The sequence below is a fragment of the Lactiplantibacillus sp. 3062 genome (assembly GCF_055413545.1).
The window spans coordinates 123,339-140,140 of sequence record NZ_JBVAYE010000007.1 but is presented as its reverse complement, the minus strand read 5'-3'; the positions used below and the strand labels follow the sequence as shown (position 1 = coordinate 140,140).

16 protein-coding genes are annotated in these 16,802 nt (G+C 46.8%); 7 read left to right on the top strand and 9 right to left on the bottom strand.

The features are described from left to right. Positions 1–450: 450 nt before the first annotated feature. Positions 451–657, bottom strand: a complete 207-nt coding sequence (locus ACWQAU_RS10800; protein ID WP_003640763.1) for a hypothetical protein — start codon at positions 655–657, stop codon at positions 451–453. A 174-nt stretch (positions 658–831) separates the two neighbouring features. After that, the gene (locus tag ACWQAU_RS10795; protein ID WP_027822109.1) at positions 832–1,593 is read right to left on the bottom strand and encodes a class I SAM-dependent methyltransferase; all 762 of its coding nucleotides are present in this window, start codon (positions 1,591–1,593) and stop codon (positions 832–834) included. A 111-nt stretch (positions 1,594–1,704) separates the two neighbouring features. On the opposite strand from ACWQAU_RS10795, the gene ACWQAU_RS10790 reads away from it, so the two are divergent. After that, positions 1,705–2,052 (top strand): heavy metal-binding domain-containing protein, encoded by a 348-nt coding sequence (locus ACWQAU_RS10790; protein ID WP_003640765.1) that lies wholly within the window; start codon positions 1,705–1,707, stop codon positions 2,050–2,052. Positions 2,053–2,148: 96 nt separating this feature from the next. Here ACWQAU_RS10790 and ACWQAU_RS10785 read toward each other — a convergent pair whose 3' ends face one another. Then, positions 2,149–3,360: an MFS transporter gene (locus ACWQAU_RS10785; RefSeq protein WP_027822108.1), complete on the bottom strand. Its 1,212-nt coding sequence runs from the start codon at positions 3,358–3,360 to the stop codon at positions 2,149–2,151. A 115-nt stretch (positions 3,361–3,475) separates the two neighbouring features. Here ACWQAU_RS10785 and ACWQAU_RS10780 point away from each other — a divergent pair, with 115 nt between their 5' ends. Further along, a complete protein-coding gene (locus ACWQAU_RS10780) occupies positions 3,476–4,060 on the top strand; it encodes a winged helix-turn-helix domain-containing protein (protein ID WP_013355655.1) in 585 nt (194 codons plus the stop codon). A gap of 142 nt (positions 4,061–4,202) precedes the next feature. Here the strand turns inward: ACWQAU_RS10780 and ACWQAU_RS10775 are convergent, their stop codons facing one another. Genes ACWQAU_RS10775 through rnz form a run of 5 tightly spaced genes read right to left on the bottom strand, consistent with a single transcriptional unit; the run spans position 4,203 to position 9,194 of the window. Next, a complete protein-coding gene (locus ACWQAU_RS10775; protein WP_003640768.1) occupies positions 4,203–4,721 on the bottom strand; it encodes an adenine phosphoribosyltransferase in 519 nt (172 codons plus the stop codon). An 18-nt stretch (positions 4,722–4,739) separates the two neighbouring features. Continuing rightward, positions 4,740–7,073: a single-stranded-DNA-specific exonuclease RecJ gene (recJ, locus tag ACWQAU_RS10770; RefSeq protein ID WP_027822107.1), complete on the bottom strand. Its 2,334-nt coding sequence runs from the start codon at positions 7,071–7,073 to the stop codon at positions 4,740–4,742. A gap of 21 nt (positions 7,074–7,094) precedes the next feature. After that, a complete protein-coding gene (locus tag ACWQAU_RS10765; RefSeq protein WP_003644563.1) occupies positions 7,095–7,445 on the bottom strand; it encodes a LapA family protein in 351 nt (116 codons plus the stop codon). 12 nt (positions 7,446–7,457) lie between these two features. Continuing rightward, entirely contained in the window at positions 7,458–8,249 is a 792-nt protein-coding gene (locus tag ACWQAU_RS10760; protein ID WP_003640771.1) for an SDR family NAD(P)-dependent oxidoreductase, read from the bottom strand. 9 nt (positions 8,250–8,258) lie between these two features. Beyond that, positions 8,259–9,194, bottom strand: a complete 936-nt coding sequence (gene rnz, locus ACWQAU_RS10755) for a ribonuclease Z (RefSeq protein WP_003640772.1) — start codon at positions 9,192–9,194, stop codon at positions 8,259–8,261. Positions 9,195–9,626: 432 nt separating this feature from the next. Between rnz and ACWQAU_RS10750 the strand changes: the two genes are divergently transcribed. Next, positions 9,627–9,911 (top strand): hypothetical protein, encoded by a 285-nt coding sequence (locus ACWQAU_RS10750; protein ID WP_003644565.1) that lies wholly within the window; start codon positions 9,627–9,629, stop codon positions 9,909–9,911. A 146-nt stretch (positions 9,912–10,057) separates the two neighbouring features. Here ACWQAU_RS10750 and obgE read toward each other — a convergent pair whose 3' ends face one another. Then, positions 10,058–11,353 (bottom strand): GTPase ObgE, encoded by a 1,296-nt coding sequence (obgE, locus tag ACWQAU_RS10745; protein WP_003644566.1) that lies wholly within the window; start codon positions 11,351–11,353, stop codon positions 10,058–10,060. A 247-nt stretch (positions 11,354–11,600) separates the two neighbouring features. Here obgE and ACWQAU_RS10740 point away from each other — a divergent pair, with 247 nt between their 5' ends. The 4 genes from ACWQAU_RS10740 (at position 11,601) to ACWQAU_RS10725 (ending at position 16,721) form a co-directional block, all read left to right on the top strand. Further along, positions 11,601–12,356, top strand: coding sequence for a DeoR/GlpR family DNA-binding transcription regulator (locus ACWQAU_RS10740; RefSeq protein WP_003644567.1), 756 nt, complete (start codon positions 11,601–11,603; stop codon positions 12,354–12,356). After that, positions 12,353–13,270, top strand: coding sequence for a 1-phosphofructokinase (gene pfkB, locus ACWQAU_RS10735; RefSeq protein WP_027822106.1), 918 nt, complete (start codon positions 12,353–12,355; stop codon positions 13,268–13,270). Before ACWQAU_RS10740 ends, pfkB begins: the two co-directional genes overlap by 4 nt. Before the next feature lie 21 nt (positions 13,271–13,291). Beyond that, on the top strand, positions 13,292–15,259 hold the full coding sequence (locus tag ACWQAU_RS10730; RefSeq protein WP_003640777.1) for a PTS fructose transporter subunit IIABC: 1,968 nt from the start codon (positions 13,292–13,294) through the stop codon (positions 15,257–15,259). A gap of 139 nt (positions 15,260–15,398) precedes the next feature. Continuing rightward, positions 15,399–16,721, top strand: coding sequence for a metallophosphoesterase family protein (locus ACWQAU_RS10725; RefSeq protein ID WP_003645646.1), 1,323 nt, complete (start codon positions 15,399–15,401; stop codon positions 16,719–16,721). Positions 16,722–16,802 lie beyond the last annotated feature (81 nt).

The following is a 16,802-nucleotide window of genomic DNA, read 5'->3' as shown; positions in this document are numbered from 1 at the left end:
CTGTACTCTCCTTATTAAAATAGTAGAGACCAGCCAGTAAAAACAAGAATCCCAACAAGCATTGATTTGTCGGGATTCTTGTTTTTTATATAATTCAAATCAAACAAGTCAATATCAACATGGTTTGCTACCTACTATACTGTTTGGAAATGGTATGGATACTACTATTACAAAATAGGTTTTAGACTTGAGCTACTCTTGCCTGCTCCAAAATTTTGGCACTCAATATCAACGCTTTCTTGAACCACCTAGAGGTTTTCTATACTATTGGTTTAGTAACATATTCTAAAGCTGCTTCTTTAATTGTTGAATGCCAATTCAAATTCATTCACATCAATGCCTTATTAAACATCGGCACTTGAAATAATCATAATGATCAACAACATCAATCAAGTAATACCATTCTAATCCACAAAAAATATCCGTCAGCCCTTGCCAACGGATACCCAATTACTTCTGTTCACGTGCGGCTTGACCAAAAACAAAGAACGAACCAAGAATACCCACGCATGATAGTAAAAATAAAATGCCATAGCACAGTACATCCCCCACTGTCACTAAAGTCTTCGGAAAACCGGCAGTTGAGACCCATAGAAAAATCACGCTTAACCAAAACCAAAATGAGCGATAAAACCGAACCGGTCGACGTATCCGCATGACGCTCCCCCCTAACTCGTGATTCCAATGAAATAACCGATTGGAATAACGCCTATTATAGGCAGTGCGCAATTAAGTACAAGCTCTGAATACTCAAATCCAACGTTTAAGCTACAATTCATAACCGATTACGTTTGTTAAGTGCCAATCCGATTAATATGCCCCCTCGCAACCTCAATCACGACGAGCCAGTTTACGAGCGATAATCATAAATCGGTCTTCAAACGTCGTGACGCGACCATTAATGGCCAGTAAGGATTGTAACTGATGTAATTTGGGAAGCATCCGTGCCACGTCAAAATGCGGAAACTCCCATGGAATCACCGTGGCATAATAGACAATTGCGCCAACATCCGTAAAACTCAGTGCCGCGTAGGCTTGCTCAGCCCGCAGAATTTCAAATCCCGCAGCCTGCATTTGAGCCATTACCGTCAACAACTGATTGTCAGGATACGCCGGTTCGTAATGCTCGTCAAAGAATCGTGACAACGCATAATTATTGGTCGCACCAACTTGCTGAGTCACAAATCGGCCCCCCGGCTTTAAAACTTCCGCAATTCGCTTCACTGGCATCGCACCATGACTATTCGTTACAATATCAAATGTCGAATTTGGTACGGCCGTCAACTGTTCGGCGGCATCTGGATATAATGTTATCCCCTTTTTAACCACCGTTTGCTTCAACAACTCAATATTTGGTTGCCACCCCTCAGTCACCGCAGTCCGCGCTGGCTGATGGTTAAAACGCCCCATCAATTCACCACCGCCCGTATCAATATCCAACCATCGATCATCGGCACTTAGATGCTCACGAACTAGGGCAGCGTAATCCCACGGTAAGTCCGCAGTCTGCCACCGGCCAGCCAGATGACTAAAGTCCCAGCCGTGCATGGATTGCTGCGCTTCTTCAAACCAACTTCTTTCTAAAGCTGTCATATTTTGCCTCCTTCGTTTCCTGTAAACCAGACCACTCATCAAAGTCTCCGCTGGCCTATTTCAATACGAATTATGCTATGATTACAATATCTTTAAAAGGAGGTTCAGTCAATGACACAATTACTGGTCACGACCACTGAAAATATTCCGGGGCACCCCTATGAAGTTATCGGTGAAGTCTTTGGGCTAACCACTCAATCTAAGAATCTGGTCCGTAACATTGGGGCAGGCTTAAAGGGCCTAGTTGGCGGCGAAATCAAGGATTACACCAAGATGCTCGAAGAGTCGCGCGATGTCGCGGTCAATCGGTTGCGCGATAATGCAAGTGCCATGGGTGCGGATGCCGTTGTGATGATGCGGTTCGACACCGGCTCCATTAGTCAGGATATGCAATCGGTTGCCGCATATGGTACCGCAGTTCGTTTTATCACCGAAGATTTGACCACTGACAATGCTTAATCTGATTCGAGACTAACGAAACCGCCTGCCGGTAATCTGGGCAAGCGGTTTTTTAGCATGGTGGCAGCTGTTTGTATAACACAATTATAATTTTCGTCACCGGCGAATGAACAGACAACCACCACAAGCAAACAGTAATCCCATGGCCGTCAAATAAGCCGCTTCTGGGCTCACGATATTATCCAACAAGACCAATCCAACACTGCCGATTGGAATCGAAATCGTCGCTAATGAATTTATGATGCCGCCTAAGCTCCCAACGATACTTTGATCGGCCACTTTCAATAAACTCGCCATCAATTTAGGATTTGCTTGTCCCATACAAAATCCCCCAATCATCATGATTGTAACCACTACCCAATAGTTTTGCCAAAACAACAGATTAATAAATAAACCCTCAAACGCCACGACGGTAGTTAACATGACACCACGAAACGTCCACCTCTGAAAGTAACCTGTATGTAACAAATTCCCTGCAACCGAGCCAAATACGTCAGCAGTATTCATCACAAGAATTGCGACTCCGAATGAAAATGGTAACTGCGTCGCCCGGTGAATCAGGTATAAATTCAATAGTGCATCGACGCTTGCACCCACCGCATTCAAGAACAAGACGCTCCCCAATAGCGCCAAGACGTTCATGTGCACCCCCGCTTCCATTGCTTGTCGCACTTGTCGTAGCAGTTGACGAAATGTCGACGTCACGGTGACAGTTGCGGAAGGTAATTTTAGCGTTTCATACCCAGACAGCAGCACCAGACCGGCAATCAAGAACGTGATTGCATTCAAATATCCCGCGAGACGATAATCGCCCGTTGCGGCCAATAGACTGACACCCAACGCTTGGCCCATCGTCTGCATTAACACTCCGATGCCTTGGTTGATCCCTAAGGCCTCTTCTTGTAACTCAGACGCGACTTTAGCTTGTAATAATGGCATTCGGAGGCTGCCACTCAACATCCCCAACACGTCTGAGCACAAATTGATGACAATAATAATCAACAGCAACCCGACCTGTTTTTCAGTAATAAGTTGCGCTAACACGAGATATAATGCCGCTTGAACAAATTTCAAACCTGCTAACCACCCCCGCTTATTGGTTTGCGAGTCTGCCAATCGACCAGTAAGCATACCAAAAATACCAGGAAGCACAGTAGCCACCGAAACTAGCGAAACCATCAAATTTGCTTGTGCAAACGTTCGCGCGTACGTTAATAGAATAATGTTAAATAGGCTGGTACCAATTGTCTCAAAAAGATCAGCTACTGTTAACGTGACAAACGCTCGATTACGGCCTAGATTTTTCATAACGCCACTTCCAATTTAATATTATTTATCGCTTAAATAAATTTAAATGATAAAGCAACTTTAATCGTTTGATTTCTATTTGTCAAATGGTTAAGCTAGTATTGAGGTGAAAAATATGCCCAAAAACACACTGGCTCAGTTTGCAAAGTTAATGGTCGATCCCAAGGTGGCCGCTATCTTAAAGGCCACCAAATCTAAAACTGGTTTAACAACTAAGCAAATTTCAGCCCAAACTAAAATTCCCAACAATCAGTTGTACTACACCATCAATAAAATGCAGGATGCCGACTTATTAACCATCGTTAATCAAGTTCAGGTTAAAAATCTAACTGAAAACTACTATTCCAGTGCCCACCTCTCCCATGAGACGCCACAGGAATTAGCAGATCTTGATGGTCTCGATACTGATCTGACTGACATCTCCGGTACGTGGACTCAAGCCCATGTCCAACAAGTTTTACAATGGATCATGCTATTGAACCACGACTTTACCGAAGCCTACCAGGAAGAGATGACCCGCAAGCAACCTGACAAGTCAGCCATTTTTTTCAGTAACGCGATCCTAAACCTTTCAGCGGCAGGCGAGCACCAGTTGCGCTTAGATTTGATCAAATTGCTTGGCGATGCTGAAAAGAATGATCCTGATCCTCAGTCAACGGACAAGCGTCAGGTTAAACTACTCATTGAAAAGTGGCAATAATTAGAATATGCAATTGTTAGTCTTTTTGGCTTGGCTACCAAAGAATCACTGACTATCCAAGCTAACTAACGACCAAAACAAGGGTTAGCAAAAAAGCTCCGAATGACTAATAAATCGTCATTCGGAGCTTTTAATATTGGCTTTAAAATTGCATCAAGCTCAACATATCATAATCTTTAATCTTATCGCGGCCGTGCAACTCTTTGAGTTCGACCAAGAAAGCCGTCCCAACCACGTTACCGCCTAATTCTTCAACCATTTGAATCGTTGCTGAGATGGTCCCACCAGTTGCTAATAAATCATCAGTAACTAGCACATTTTGTCCCGGCTTGATTGCATCTTTATGCAAATAAAGTGCAGACTGCCCGTATTCCAAATCATAAGTTGCTTTGACCGTTTCGCGTGGTAACTTACCCTTCTTACGAGCAGGTGCAAAACCAACGCCTAATTCATAGGCCACTGGACAACCCACGATAAAGCCGCGTGCTTCAGGCCCGACAATCATATCAACATGTTTATCACGCGCAAATTGCACGATCTGATCAGTCGCTTCACGGTAAGCTTCCCCGTCAGCCATCAGTGGTGAAATATCGCGAAAAATGATTCCAGGTTCGGGATAGTCCGGAATACTAGCCACATACTTTTTTAAATCTAATGCCATTTGTTCTTAACAGCTCCTTCAATTCTTAACCGCAGCCTGGTTCTTCACCCATACTTGGAGCGCTGCAGATTTACTATATAAAAGCGTTTCTTCAGCAACGATTTGTTGTTCGCGCAGCTGATAACTAGGGGCGTGATGTAAATCCGCTTTTGCCGGATTCGAAACGCCATTCATGACACCATCATTTATTTTAACAAATCCGACCTCAAAAAACACCTGAATCATGAAAATAAGCAAATTTCGTTCAATATGCAGATGCTTGGCCACTAATGTTAATTGATGATGAATATCAACATCATGGTGCGCTGCGGTAAACTGGAAAAGTTTCGCAAACTGCGCGCGATTTGGCATTCCCGTTAAATAAACCGATTCTTGCCGATATAAGTAGAGCGTCAGCTGATCGAGCGCAATTGTGCTGAGTACCTGGGTCATATCCGCCAGCGTGTCAGGACAATCGACAATGAAGACCGCTTGATTAGCCGTCACGGCAGTCAGATCCGTTTTCGTATCCCCCACCCATACGGCTTGCGCTTGGGAACCTAAATACTGTTCAACTTTTTTCAACAGACGCTGGTGGAAAAAGAGGTAAACCCCCGGTGCTTGAAACAAATGGGCCGAAAGATGTTGCGTCCGGGCGTCGATCACCTGGGTCCCCGTCACTGCAATATCCTTAACCATGATTTGGGGCTTCGTCTGACCGTTCCAAGTATTTTCACTCAACTCACCCACTAACGTCACATCGGTGGGACTCGCCTGAATAGCCGGCAAGGCAGTACCCATCGAAAAACCGATAGCATCAATCGTATTGGTGCCATCACCCAGTTGTAATTTCAAGTGTTGCTGATCACTACCAATCGCGCGTGCTTGCGGAACAGTCGTTGGAACTAATTCAAACAACGGTGCCGGGTTATCCGTTCCAAAGGGGGCCAACGCTTGAATATCTGCCAGAGTTGCCAAGGTTGCCTCAGCTAATGGTAACGTGCCGTCAATTGGTAAACTGACTTGCGCATTGTCTGCTAATTGCTGACCCGCCGCCGCTTCCATCGCCTCTTTAAGCGTTGCTAACTGGTCGGCCATGACAGTTAGTCCAACCGCCATATGATGACCGCCAAAAGCCACCAATGACTCCCGAACTGGGTCGATCGCGGCAAATAAATTATACGCTTCGACGCTCCGGCCACTACCTTTGAGCCGGCCACCATCATCCTCATTTAACACTAGGGTTGGTTTGCCAGTCGTTTCGACCACGTGGCTCGCGACGATTCCCAAAACACCCTCGTGCCAACCATGCCCGGTAATAACTAAGGTTTGACGGGCCTCATTTTCCGACGTCTGTGCTTGCTCGATTGCACTGGCACTGATTGTCTTGACCAATCCTTGGCGTTTTTCATTCAATTGATTGACCTGTTTGGCCAGCGCGGTCGCCCGCTCATCGTCCAAAGTTGTCAATAATTCTACACCGCTCTGCGCCGACTGCAGACGGCCAAGTGCGTTTAGCCGAGGGGCAATACCAAACCCGATATTGGTCTCGGTCAATTTATCGGGAATCAGTCCGGCTTCTTGAATCAGTGCGGCCAAGCCTGGGCGGGTCGTCTGCTGTAAGACCTTCAGGCCGAGCGTTACCAAAGTCCGATTTTCACCAGTTAAGCTGACCAAATCAGCAACCGTTCCAATAGCAGCCAGATCTAATAGTTCCTCGGGTACTTCCTCAAGTAGCGCCGTCGCTACTTTAAACGCCACACCGGCACCAGAAAGACCACCAAATGGATAACTGCCCTCTGGATGTCGTGGATGGACAATGGCGTAAGCGTGCGGCAATTCAGTCGGTAACTCATGATGATCGGTCACCACGACATCGATGCCCTGTTCCTGCACTTGATTGATGACCGCATTTCCCGCGACACCGTTGTCCACCGTCACAAACAGCTTCGTTCCAGCCGCAATCAGCCGGTCAAAAGCGGCCTGATTAGGCCCATAACCATCCTTGAAACGATCTGGAATATAGTAATTCACGTTAGCGCCAATTTGGTCCAACGTTTCATACATAATTGACGTACTTGTTAAACCATCTGCATCATAATCACCGTAAATGGTAATTTGATCCCCGGCAATAATCGCCTCTTGAATGCGGTCAACGGCTTTTTCCATATCGTGCATGGTCGTTGGGTCCAACAATGGTTGTTGATCCGCGTGCAGGAATGGGGCGGCTTCTTTTGCCGTATTAATGCCCCGCATTATTAATAACCGGGCAACTAAGGGGGTCACGCTGGCCGCCTCAGCTAACTTATCAACATCGGCTTCATCAATGGCCGTTGTTAACCGTGGCACCCACTTTTTCTTTGCCGCTAACATGGCATCCTTCCTTTCAACAACTTACTTATCCGCTGGCGTGGTTGGTTGTTCTGCCACCGCTCGTTTTTGTTTACCTTTATTATTCAAACGCAACGTTAATTGCTTATTTTCGGCAGTCAACTTGTCAATCTTAGCCTGGGCCGCTGCTAAAGCTTCACTATGGGCTGTCCGTTCCTTAGATTCATTGACCGTCGCCATCAGTACTGCGGTAATGACACCCAAGATCAACGTCACCACAATGACCAAAATCAGTGGCCAATGAACTGCTGTAATTCCAAAATTGATTCGAACTGGTTCTACATTTAAAATTGCAAAAATAATCACTACTAGTGCAATGACTAGTGCACTCACTAACCGCCATTGATTCTTCATTAAACTCATCCCCTATTTAAAATTAAAAACCGTCCCCGTCAGCCAATCCCCGAGCTTGGGTGCCAGCTGATAACCTAAATTAGCTGCAGACATCACCCAAGGCCGATTCAGTTCGCGCCGTTGATGCCCGAGTTTGCTTACAATCAATTCAGCAAACTTAACGGGGTTCAATGCCAGCTGGTCGACCCGGTCTAAATAGTGCCCCGTGGGATCCGCAATTTTGAAAAAGTCCGTTTTAATGGGACCCGGATTGACCGTCAATACGTTGACATGAGCATCCTTGAGTTCTAAGCGCAACGCATTATCATAAGCAATAATGGCCGCCTTACTAGCCGCATAAACGGCTGATTTAGGTGTTGCGATTTTGCCAGCCATCGAGGCGATGTTGACAATTTCACCTGCATGTTGCTTGACCATCCGTTGCGCAGCCAGTTGGCTAACATACATGGTTCCCAATGTATTGACGCGCAACATTTTCGCCATCACCGGCGCATCCATGGTGATCACCGTGGTCATATCGCCAAAACCGGCAGCGTTAATGACCACATCCAATTGACCAAATAGCTCATCGATGGTCGTAAAGACGTGATCAACGTCCGCCACGTGACCCACGTCACAAGTAATCGCCACGGCCTGCCCTTTTGATAACAGACGACATTGATCAGCAACCTGTGTTAGCCGTTCTCGCCGCCGGGCGGCTAAGACGACATTGGCTCCCTGACTCGCCACAGCTAGGGCTAGTTGCTCGCCTAGTCCACTAGACGCGCCAGTAACCAAAACAGTTTTACCCACTAAGTTCGTCATTTACTTGACCTAACCTTTCTCAGGTAATGGAATATCAATTACATCAAAGTCACGAACGACTTTCGAGTGACTAAAGACTTTCTGTGCTTGTTTTTGTAGTTCCTTACTCAACTTACCCGTGTACCGAGCCGAGATATGGGTCAACAATAGCTGCTTAACACCGGCCTGTTGGGCTACCTGGGCTGCTTGGGTACTCGTTGAATGGTAATAGTTATGTGCCAACTTACCTTCATCTTTTCCGAATGTGCTCTCATGAACTAAAGCATCCGCATCCTGTGCCAAGCTGACCGCGTGCGGTGTCCGCCGAGTATCACCGAGAATCGTCACCGTCCGCCCTTTTTGTGGCGCAGCGATGTAATCTTGACCATTAATTGTCCGACCATCAGGCAACGTCACCGTTTTGCCGGCTTTTAATTGACCATAGACGGGACCACTCGGAATGTTCAGGGCTTTGAGTCGATCGGCTTGTAATTCACCCGGGTGGTCCGCTTCTTCTACCCGGTAACCAAAACAAGCGATCCGATGATCCAGAGGTTCGCAGCTTACTTTGAACGTCGCATCTTCAAAAACTGTCTCAGCCTTCGTGATTTCATGAAACTTCAATGGATATGACAAATGGGTGCCAGAGACCCGCAACGCCGTTTGAACGAAGTCGCGGACACCGACTGGCCCATAAATGGTGAGTGGTTCGTCCCCGCCTTGAAAAGAACGCGAGCTCAATAACCCCGGTAAGCCAAAGATATGATCGCCATGCAGATGGGTAATAAATATTTTTGCAATTTTGCGTGGTTTTAACGTCGTGCGTAAAATCTGGTGTTGCGTCCCTTCGCCGACATCGAACAACCAGACTTCATTTCGCTCATCTAATAGTCGTAATGCTGTGCTAGTGACATTTCGAAATTTGCCCGGTGAGCCGGCACCGGTACCTAAAAATTCTAATTGCATATTTTTGTTCGTCCTATCTATACAGTCTGCTAACTATTTTACCGAATCTAGCGGCAATACACAATTGTTAGCACTGCAAAGTCATGGCCGGTCAACACCGTGCGCTCACCGACCGCAATTCTAAAAAGCAAGCGACGTTGGGCGACTCCTCACAATTAACAGGAAGAACACGAACAACGCTGCTCATTTTATTTTAACATGTCAGGCTAAAATTATCGCACTTGGTTTCAAGATTCCACGCGCCAAGACTGCCTGCCACCGGTGTTATCTATAATCAAAAAATGCACTTTTCCGGGCAAACTGACTATGACGGGTTGTGACCGTTTTCATTCAACCCGTCATCGCCGGCAAATGAATCCTCAGTCCATCTTGCTTAACCCAATTGATTATCGTATACTTGCTTACAAATCGTCTGAACAAGAGGTAACCGTTATGCGACTCATCGACTTTAACTTATCAACCGCTGATCTACAGCAAACTTTACCACTGTATTGGGAACTAACGACTAATCAAATCTGGCCAATCCAAAGTGTTACGCTCGTCGATCACCAGCTGGTTTTAGTAGCTTCAAAAAGCGCGCTCCCACTGACACTCGACCAGTTCAATGCGCGGACGCGCCAAATCGATGGTCAAACGCAGCTCTGTATTCAAACCCCACCGCGCCCGCGCCGATTATTTGGCTATCGCTTAAGCCAGCAGCGCTTACTGTTTGGCTGAGCATCTAATCGCACGTCAGCTCAAAAACAGCGTCGTTAGTTAAAATTCTAACGGCGCTGTTTTTGGATTGTTCATTATTTTATCACTAGTCTACCTATCAGACTGTCGTAACGACAATCATCAACTAATTATGTCGTCACAAAAGTTTAGTCCATAAACTGGAAGGAGTAGTCCAAGATTTGAATCGTATCATCATTCTTGGCACCAGCTGCACGTAAGGCATCATCAACACCCATCCCACGTAATTGTCGAGCAAAGCGCATTAAACTTTCTTCATGATCTAAATTGGTCATCTTAAAGAGCCGTTCTAGCTTATCACCAGACAAGACGAACAAGCCCGGTTCTGGATTATCAATGCTAAAGTCTGCATCCGCTTCAGTCGTGTAATCACGGTGCTTCAAGTCGTCAACACCCTTGATTGGGAATTGTGGCGTCGTATCCAATAAATCAGCCGTCTTGGCTAACAAGGCTTTTAGTCCCTGTTGTGTAATCGACGATACCGGATAGACGGCTGGCGTGTTTGGCAACGTATCATCCGTCGCTAACTTCGCCTTAAAGTCTTCCAGATTAGCTTCGGCATCCGGCATATCCATCTTAGTCGCCACCACGATTTGGGGCCGCTTCAAGAGGTCAGGATCATAACTCGTCAGCTCGTGATTAATTTTGTGATAATCCTCAAACGGATCGTTTTCTTCTACACCACTCATATCAATCAGATGTAAAATAACGCGCGTCCGTTCAATATGCCGCAAGAATTGAATCCCTAAGCCGACCCCGTTAGCCGCACCTTCAATCAAACCAGGTAAATCAGCCATGACAAAGTCACGACCGTCATCCAAACGAACCATCCCGAGATTAGGCACTAAAGTTGTGAAGTGATAGGCCGCAATCTTGGGCTTAGCACTCGTGACCACTGAAAGCAGTGTCGACTTGCCAACTGAAGGAAAACCAACCAGACCAACATCGGCCAAGACTTTCAATTCCATTCGAATCGTTAATTCATCGCCGGGCTCACCATTTTCAGCAATTTCAGGAGCAGGGTTCTTAGCGCTAGCAAAATGAATATTTCCCCGACCGCCCCGGCCACCCTTGGCAACCACTAACCGCTGATCTTTATTGACGATATCGCCAATTAACTCACCAGTTTCAGCATCCGTCACCGTTGTCCCAAGTGGTACTTTGATAATTGTGTCCTTCGCGGAACGACCTGTCATCTGCTTAATCATTCCATTGCCACCAGCTGCGGCTTTGAACTTCCGCGTATAACGAAAATCCATCAGTGTCCGTAATCCTTCGTCAGCCTGCAATACGACGCTTCCGCCGCGACCACCATCACCGCCAGCGGGACCACCATTGGGAACAAACTTTTCACGGCGGAAAGCAACCATGCCGTTACCACCGTTACCGGCCTTTACATCTACTTTTACTTGATCAACAAACATGTTCTTTTCTCCCGTTTCTTCTATATTATTATCTACGAAATCCGATCGTGCGAAATTAGATACCTGACCTAGTATACAAATCTTCGGCCACTTCGTCAAAAGTTCCACGCCTAATTAGACAGATCATCTTTATTTGGATGCTAATGACGATTTGATGACAGGTTTTGGATTATTTTGACAGTTTTTGAAGGTTTTTGTTGCATTTTGACGTTTAAACAGGTATATTATTATGCGGAGGGATTTGAAAGTGCTTACAGAAGAACGTCAACAGTACATTTTAAATACGATCCGTTTCAAGGGCATTATTAAAATCAAGGACATCTGTTCTGAAACTCGTTGTTCCGAGTCCACGGCGCGCCGTGACCTCCAACAGCTAGAAGAACAGGGCGAGTTACTCCGCGTGCACGGTGGTGCGAAGTATATGAACTCACTCCAAGAGGAACCCGCGATGAATGATAAGGTTTCCCGTAACGTTAACGCCAAGGACCATATCGCGCAGCAAGCCGTTGCGAACATTCAAGTTGATGACGTCATTTATTTGGATGCTGGGACTTCAACCCTAGCCATGATTCACCATTTAAATCCGAGCTACAACTTACGTGTCGTGACTAATGGTGTTGTCCATGCTTCCGCTTTGGCAGACATGGGCATCCAAACCTACCTGCTTGGTGGCAATTTGAAAGGCACCACCAAAGCCGTGATTGGTCCCGAAGCCGTTAAATCGTTAGAGGAATACCGATTCAACAAAGTTTTTCTTGGTATCAACGGTGTCCACCCAAAATTCGGGCTCACAACGCCCGACCCCGATGAAGCGGTCGTCAAAAAAACCGCAATTCTACAAAGTGAAGAAAGCTTTATCTTAGCTGACAACACTAAGTTCGACCACGTTTCGTTTGCGCGCGTCGGTGATTTATCCAGTGCAACCATCATCACTGACCAACTCACGCCAAGCGTTGCCGAACAGTATCAACCATTAACTACGATTCAGGAGGTTCAATCATGATTTATACCATTACTGTCAATCCATCAATTGACTACGTGGTGCAACTACCCCAAATGACCCTCGGTAGTGTTAACCGGTTAGCACACACGGCGAAACTCCCTGGCGGTAAAGGCATCAATGTATCGCAGATTCTGAACGACCTAGACCAACCCAACAAGGCCCTCGGCTTTATCGGTGGGTTTACCGGCACGTTTATCAGTGATGCTTTAAAAGCCAAGGGCCTAGATTGTCACTTCACACCGATTGCCGATGACACCCGGATCAACGTGAAGATTCACGCTGAAGAAGAGACCGAATTAAACGGTGCTGGCCCGGACATCACCGCCAAAGAAATCGAAGCCTTCTACACCGAATTGGCCAATTTAACGCCGAATGACGTGGTCGTCATGTCTGGTAGTTTAGCGCCTAGTTTACCAGATAGCTTCTACTACGATATTATTCAGAAGGTCGAAGCTGCTGGTGCTAACTTTGTCATCGACACGACCGGTGAAGCTTTGAAGAAAACTTTACCCAGCCACCCCCTCGTTGTGAAGCCTAATAACCACGAACTTGCTGATTACTACCACACGACGTTTAATAGCCAGGCTGATATCATTGCAGCGGGCCAACGGATGCTAGCTGAAGGTGCACAACACGTGCTGATTTCAATGGCCGGCGATGGTGGCCTCCTAATCACCAAGGATGCGGTCTACTTTAGTCCCGCACCAAAGGGCCAGATAATCAACTCAGTTGGTGCCGGTGATTCAATGATTGGTGGCTTTGTCGGCACGTTCGCCAAAACACACGATGCTGTTGAAAGCTTCCGCTACGGCTTAGCTTGTGGCTCCGCAACCGCCTTCTCAGAAGACATTGCGACCCGCGCCAAGATCGATGAAATTTTGCCACTCATTAACATTGAAAAACTCGCTCACTAAAGAAAGGACTGTTAACTAAACATGGATATCCGCGATTTATTACTAAAAGATGTCATGATCATGGACATGCACGCCACGACCAAGGACGAAGCGATTGATGAGTTAGTTCATAAATATGCCGAACAAGGTATCATCAATGATGAGGCCCTCTACAAGCAAGACATCATCAAACGGGAAGCCGAATCAACTACCGGGATTGGCGACGGGATTGCTATGCCCCATGCCAAAGATAAGGCTGTTAACCGGGCAACCGTGATGTTTGCTAAGAGTAAGGCCGGCGTTGACTTCAACGCGTTAGATGGTCAACCCGTTCATCTTTTCTTCATGATTGCTGCTCCTGAAGGTGCCAACAACACCCATTTAGCCGCCCTCGCCGCCCTCTCAAGCTTATTGATTGATCCTGAATTGGTCGCTAAACTTAAGAATGCACAGTCACCTGAAGAAGTTCAACAACTCTTCGGTGATGCCCAGGCTGCTAAGGAAGAAAAGGAAGCCAAAGATGCAGCTGCCAAGGCCGAAAAAGAAGCCGCAGCTGCCAGCACCACCACTGACGAAAAACGTCCCTATTTAGTTGGGGTTACCGCCTGTCCAAACGGAATCGCCCATACTTACATGGCCGAAGCAGCCTTGATCAAAGCCGGTGAAGCGGCCGGTGTTGACATCAAAATCGAAACGAATGGTTCTGAAGGTGTTAAGCACTTATTGACTGCCGATGAAATCGCTCGTGCCGACGGTGTTGTGATCGCCGCTGACAAAAAGGTCAAGATGGCCCGTTTTGATGGTAAGCACCTGGTTAACCGCCCCGTTACTGACGGGATCAACAAGGCCGATCAATTAGTTCAAGAAGCCTTGAGCGGTAAAGCTCCTGTCTATCACGATGCTGATGGTGGTGCTGCAGATGACGATGAAGGTGGCAGCGCTAATGGTAGTGTTTGGGGTGAAGTTTACAAAGACCTCATGAACGGAATTTCCCACATGTTGCCATTCGTTGTCGGTGGTGGGATCTTAATGGCCCTCTCCTTCATTATTGAGCAATTCGTTGGTAGTAAGAGCTTAGCCTTTACCTTCTTCAACCAAGCTGGTAACATGGCTTTCGCCTTCATGGTACCTGTTTTAGCCGGTTACATCGCCGAATCAATTGGTGATCGTCCTGCTTTGATGCCCGGGTTCGTTGGTGGGTTCATGGCCACGGTATACACTGGCGCTTACGGTGGTGTTTACACGGCCTCCATTACCGCCAATGCTAAGAGTCCCGCTGGTTTCTTAGGTGGTTTAGCCGCTGGTTTCTTAGCCGGTTATATTACTGTTTGGATGAAGAAGTGGACCAAGAACATGCCACAATCCTTAGACGGGATGAAGCCAATGCTGATCTTCCCAATTCTGGGCTTATTGATTATTGCTGCGCTAATGTTCTTCGTTGTTAACCCAATCTTCTCAGTTATCAACGCCTGGATTACCCACTTCCTAAACTCAATGGGTACTGGTAATGCCGTTCTCCTCGGGCTTGTCCTCGGTGGTATGATGTCGATCGATATGGGTGGTCCTTTCAACAAGGCCGCTTACGTCTTCGCAACTGGTGCCTTTACCGCAACTGGACATGGGAACTTAATGGCCGCTGTTATGGCTGGTGGGATGGTTCCACCATTGGCAACTGCGATTGCCACTGCCTTCTGGCCAAAGAAATTTACGGATGACGAACGTAAAGCTGGTATCTCTAACTGGTTACTTGGTATTTCCTTCATTACTGAAGGTGCCATTCCATTCGCCACAGCTGACCCATTGCACGTTATCGGTTCAAGTGTGATTGGTGCTGCCATCGCCGGTGGCTTAACTCAACTTTGGGGCGTTGCCGTCCCTGCTCCTCATGGTGGCCTCTGGGTCTCATTACTCGCCACGAATATCTGGGGCTACATCGGTGCCACAATTATCGGTGCCGTTATCGCTGGGGTTATCCTTGGTCTCTGGAAACCAGCTAAAGCTTCTAAATAATGTGATATCTAAAAAGACGATCAAATTGATCGTCTTTTTTTGTTTTCAAAATTAACGAATCAGCCGTCTAACCCCGCAATAAAACGGGTATAATGAAAGTAATATACTGATTATGTTAACGAGAATCGAGACGAGTTTGATGAAACTACGAAAATCTATCTTTGGCATCAGCTGTGTATTATTCGGTATGATGCTGCTTTCCGGTTGCCAAAAACAAACTAAAATGACCCTGCCCCCTGTCAGTCACAAGACCTTAACAGCGATGGTGATCAGTGATGACCATGTCATTGCGCCCAGGCTGCATGATAATGGTAAGGCTTTCACGCAGTACGCGGCTAACGATGCCGGTGCGGATTTAAAATACAGCGCGACGATTTTTCGCGCTTTTATTGCTAAGGCGTTAATCACCAAGCCTGACGTTGTGCTCATCAGTGGCGATATTACTAACAACGGTGAAAAAGCCAGTCACGAGTACGTTGCCAAGCAGCTTCGCCGACTGACTGCTAAGCACATCCGCGTCTACGTCGTCCCCGGTAATCACGACTTGAACAACCCCATCGCCCGTCGCTTCAAAGGAAAGCATCAATATAGCACCGAGGCGACTAGCCCGACCCAGTTCAAGAAGATCTATCATCAGGCCGGCTACGGCCAAGCCAGTGAAACTGACCCAAGCTCATTGGGATATTTGGTAAAACCTAGTAAACACACTTGGTTTTTAATGCTAAACTCCGCCATTTATAAAAGTAATTATCAACAAGGTAATTCAACGGTCGGTGGTGGCCTGACCGATGGGACCTTACAATGGCTTACTAAAGTCGGTAAGCAAGCAAAACAAGCCCATGCGACTCTCATTCCCGTCCTACATCACAATACAATGGACCACACGGTGATTCATCAGGACTATACAATCGGTTATGCCGAAGATGTCCGTAAGGCCTTTACCACTGCGGGTATCAAGTTATCGCTCAGCGGCCATATTCATGCTCAAAATATCAAGTCTACCAAAGTCAAGAACCAGTCACTGACTGATATTGCCAGTGGCGCCCTGATACTGGGATCTCACTATTACGGTACGCTTAAGATCAACCAGAGTAACGGGACGGCCACGTACCACGCGACCCCGTTAAACGTGAGTGCTTACATCAAGCACCACCGTGGTAATAAAGCGATGCGCGCCTATCAAAAGTACGATCATGACGTGTTATATGCGGCTGGCTATAACGCAGCACTGAGTCAGTTATATGAGGACCGTGACGAAACGCAACTATCAAGCGCTAAAGTTAATCAGCTAGCCCGCGGCATGGCGGCCGCCAATATCGCGCTCTTTCGGGGCACCCCAGTCAAAAATAGCGCCGCTATTCAAGCTTGGCAACAAATGCCCCACAATACAAGTTTGCGCGGCTTCGTGTTAGCCACCAAGAAACTACACGGCAACGTGACGTGGTCTGGGTCCGTACAATAACCACTTTATAAACTAAAGACGACAGCGAATTTTCAGGCTGTCGTCTTTTTGATTAGTCACTACTTATAGCTGGTCAGTCAC

Coding starts and splice junctions, on each gene's coding strand:
- ACWQAU_RS10790 (WP_003640765.1), top strand. CDS start 1,705: ATGACACAATTACTGGTCACGACCACTGAAAATATTCCGGGGCACCCC.
- ACWQAU_RS10750 (WP_003644565.1), top strand. CDS start 9,627: ATGCGACTCATCGACTTTAACTTATCAACCGCTGATCTACAGCAAACT.
- ACWQAU_RS10785 (WP_027822108.1), bottom strand. CDS start 3,360: ATGAAAAATCTAGGCCGTAATCGAGCGTTTGTCACGTTAACAGTAGCT.
- ACWQAU_RS10780 (WP_013355655.1), top strand. CDS start 3,476: ATGCCCAAAAACACACTGGCTCAGTTTGCAAAGTTAATGGTCGATCCC.
- ACWQAU_RS10730 (WP_003640777.1), top strand. CDS start 13,292: ATGGATATCCGCGATTTATTACTAAAAGATGTCATGATCATGGACATG.
- obgE (WP_003644566.1), bottom strand. CDS start 11,353: ATGTTTGTTGATCAAGTAAAAGTAGATGTAAAGGCCGGTAACGGTGGT.
- rnz (WP_003640772.1), bottom strand. CDS start 9,194: ATGCAATTAGAATTTTTAGGTACCGGTGCCGGCTCACCGGGCAAATTT.
- ACWQAU_RS10795 (WP_027822109.1), bottom strand. CDS start 1,593: ATGACAGCTTTAGAAAGAAGTTGGTTTGAAGAAGCGCAGCAATCCATG.
- ACWQAU_RS10765 (WP_003644563.1), bottom strand. CDS start 7,445: ATGAAGAATCAATGGCGGTTAGTGAGTGCACTAGTCATTGCACTAGTA.
- pfkB (WP_027822106.1), top strand. CDS start 12,353: ATGATTTATACCATTACTGTCAATCCATCAATTGACTACGTGGTGCAA.
- ACWQAU_RS10800 (WP_003640763.1), bottom strand. CDS start 657: ATGCGGATACGTCGACCGGTTCGGTTTTATCGCTCATTTTGGTTTTGG.
- ACWQAU_RS10775 (WP_003640768.1), bottom strand. CDS start 4,721: ATGGCATTAGATTTAAAAAAGTATGTGGCTAGTATTCCGGACTATCCC.
- ACWQAU_RS10725 (WP_003645646.1), top strand. CDS start 15,399: ATGAAACTACGAAAATCTATCTTTGGCATCAGCTGTGTATTATTCGGT.
- recJ (WP_027822107.1), bottom strand. CDS start 7,073: ATGTTAGCGGCAAAGAAAAAGTGGGTGCCACGGTTAACAACGGCCATT.
- ACWQAU_RS10760 (WP_003640771.1), bottom strand. CDS start 8,249: ATGACGAACTTAGTGGGTAAAACTGTTTTGGTTACTGGCGCGTCTAGT.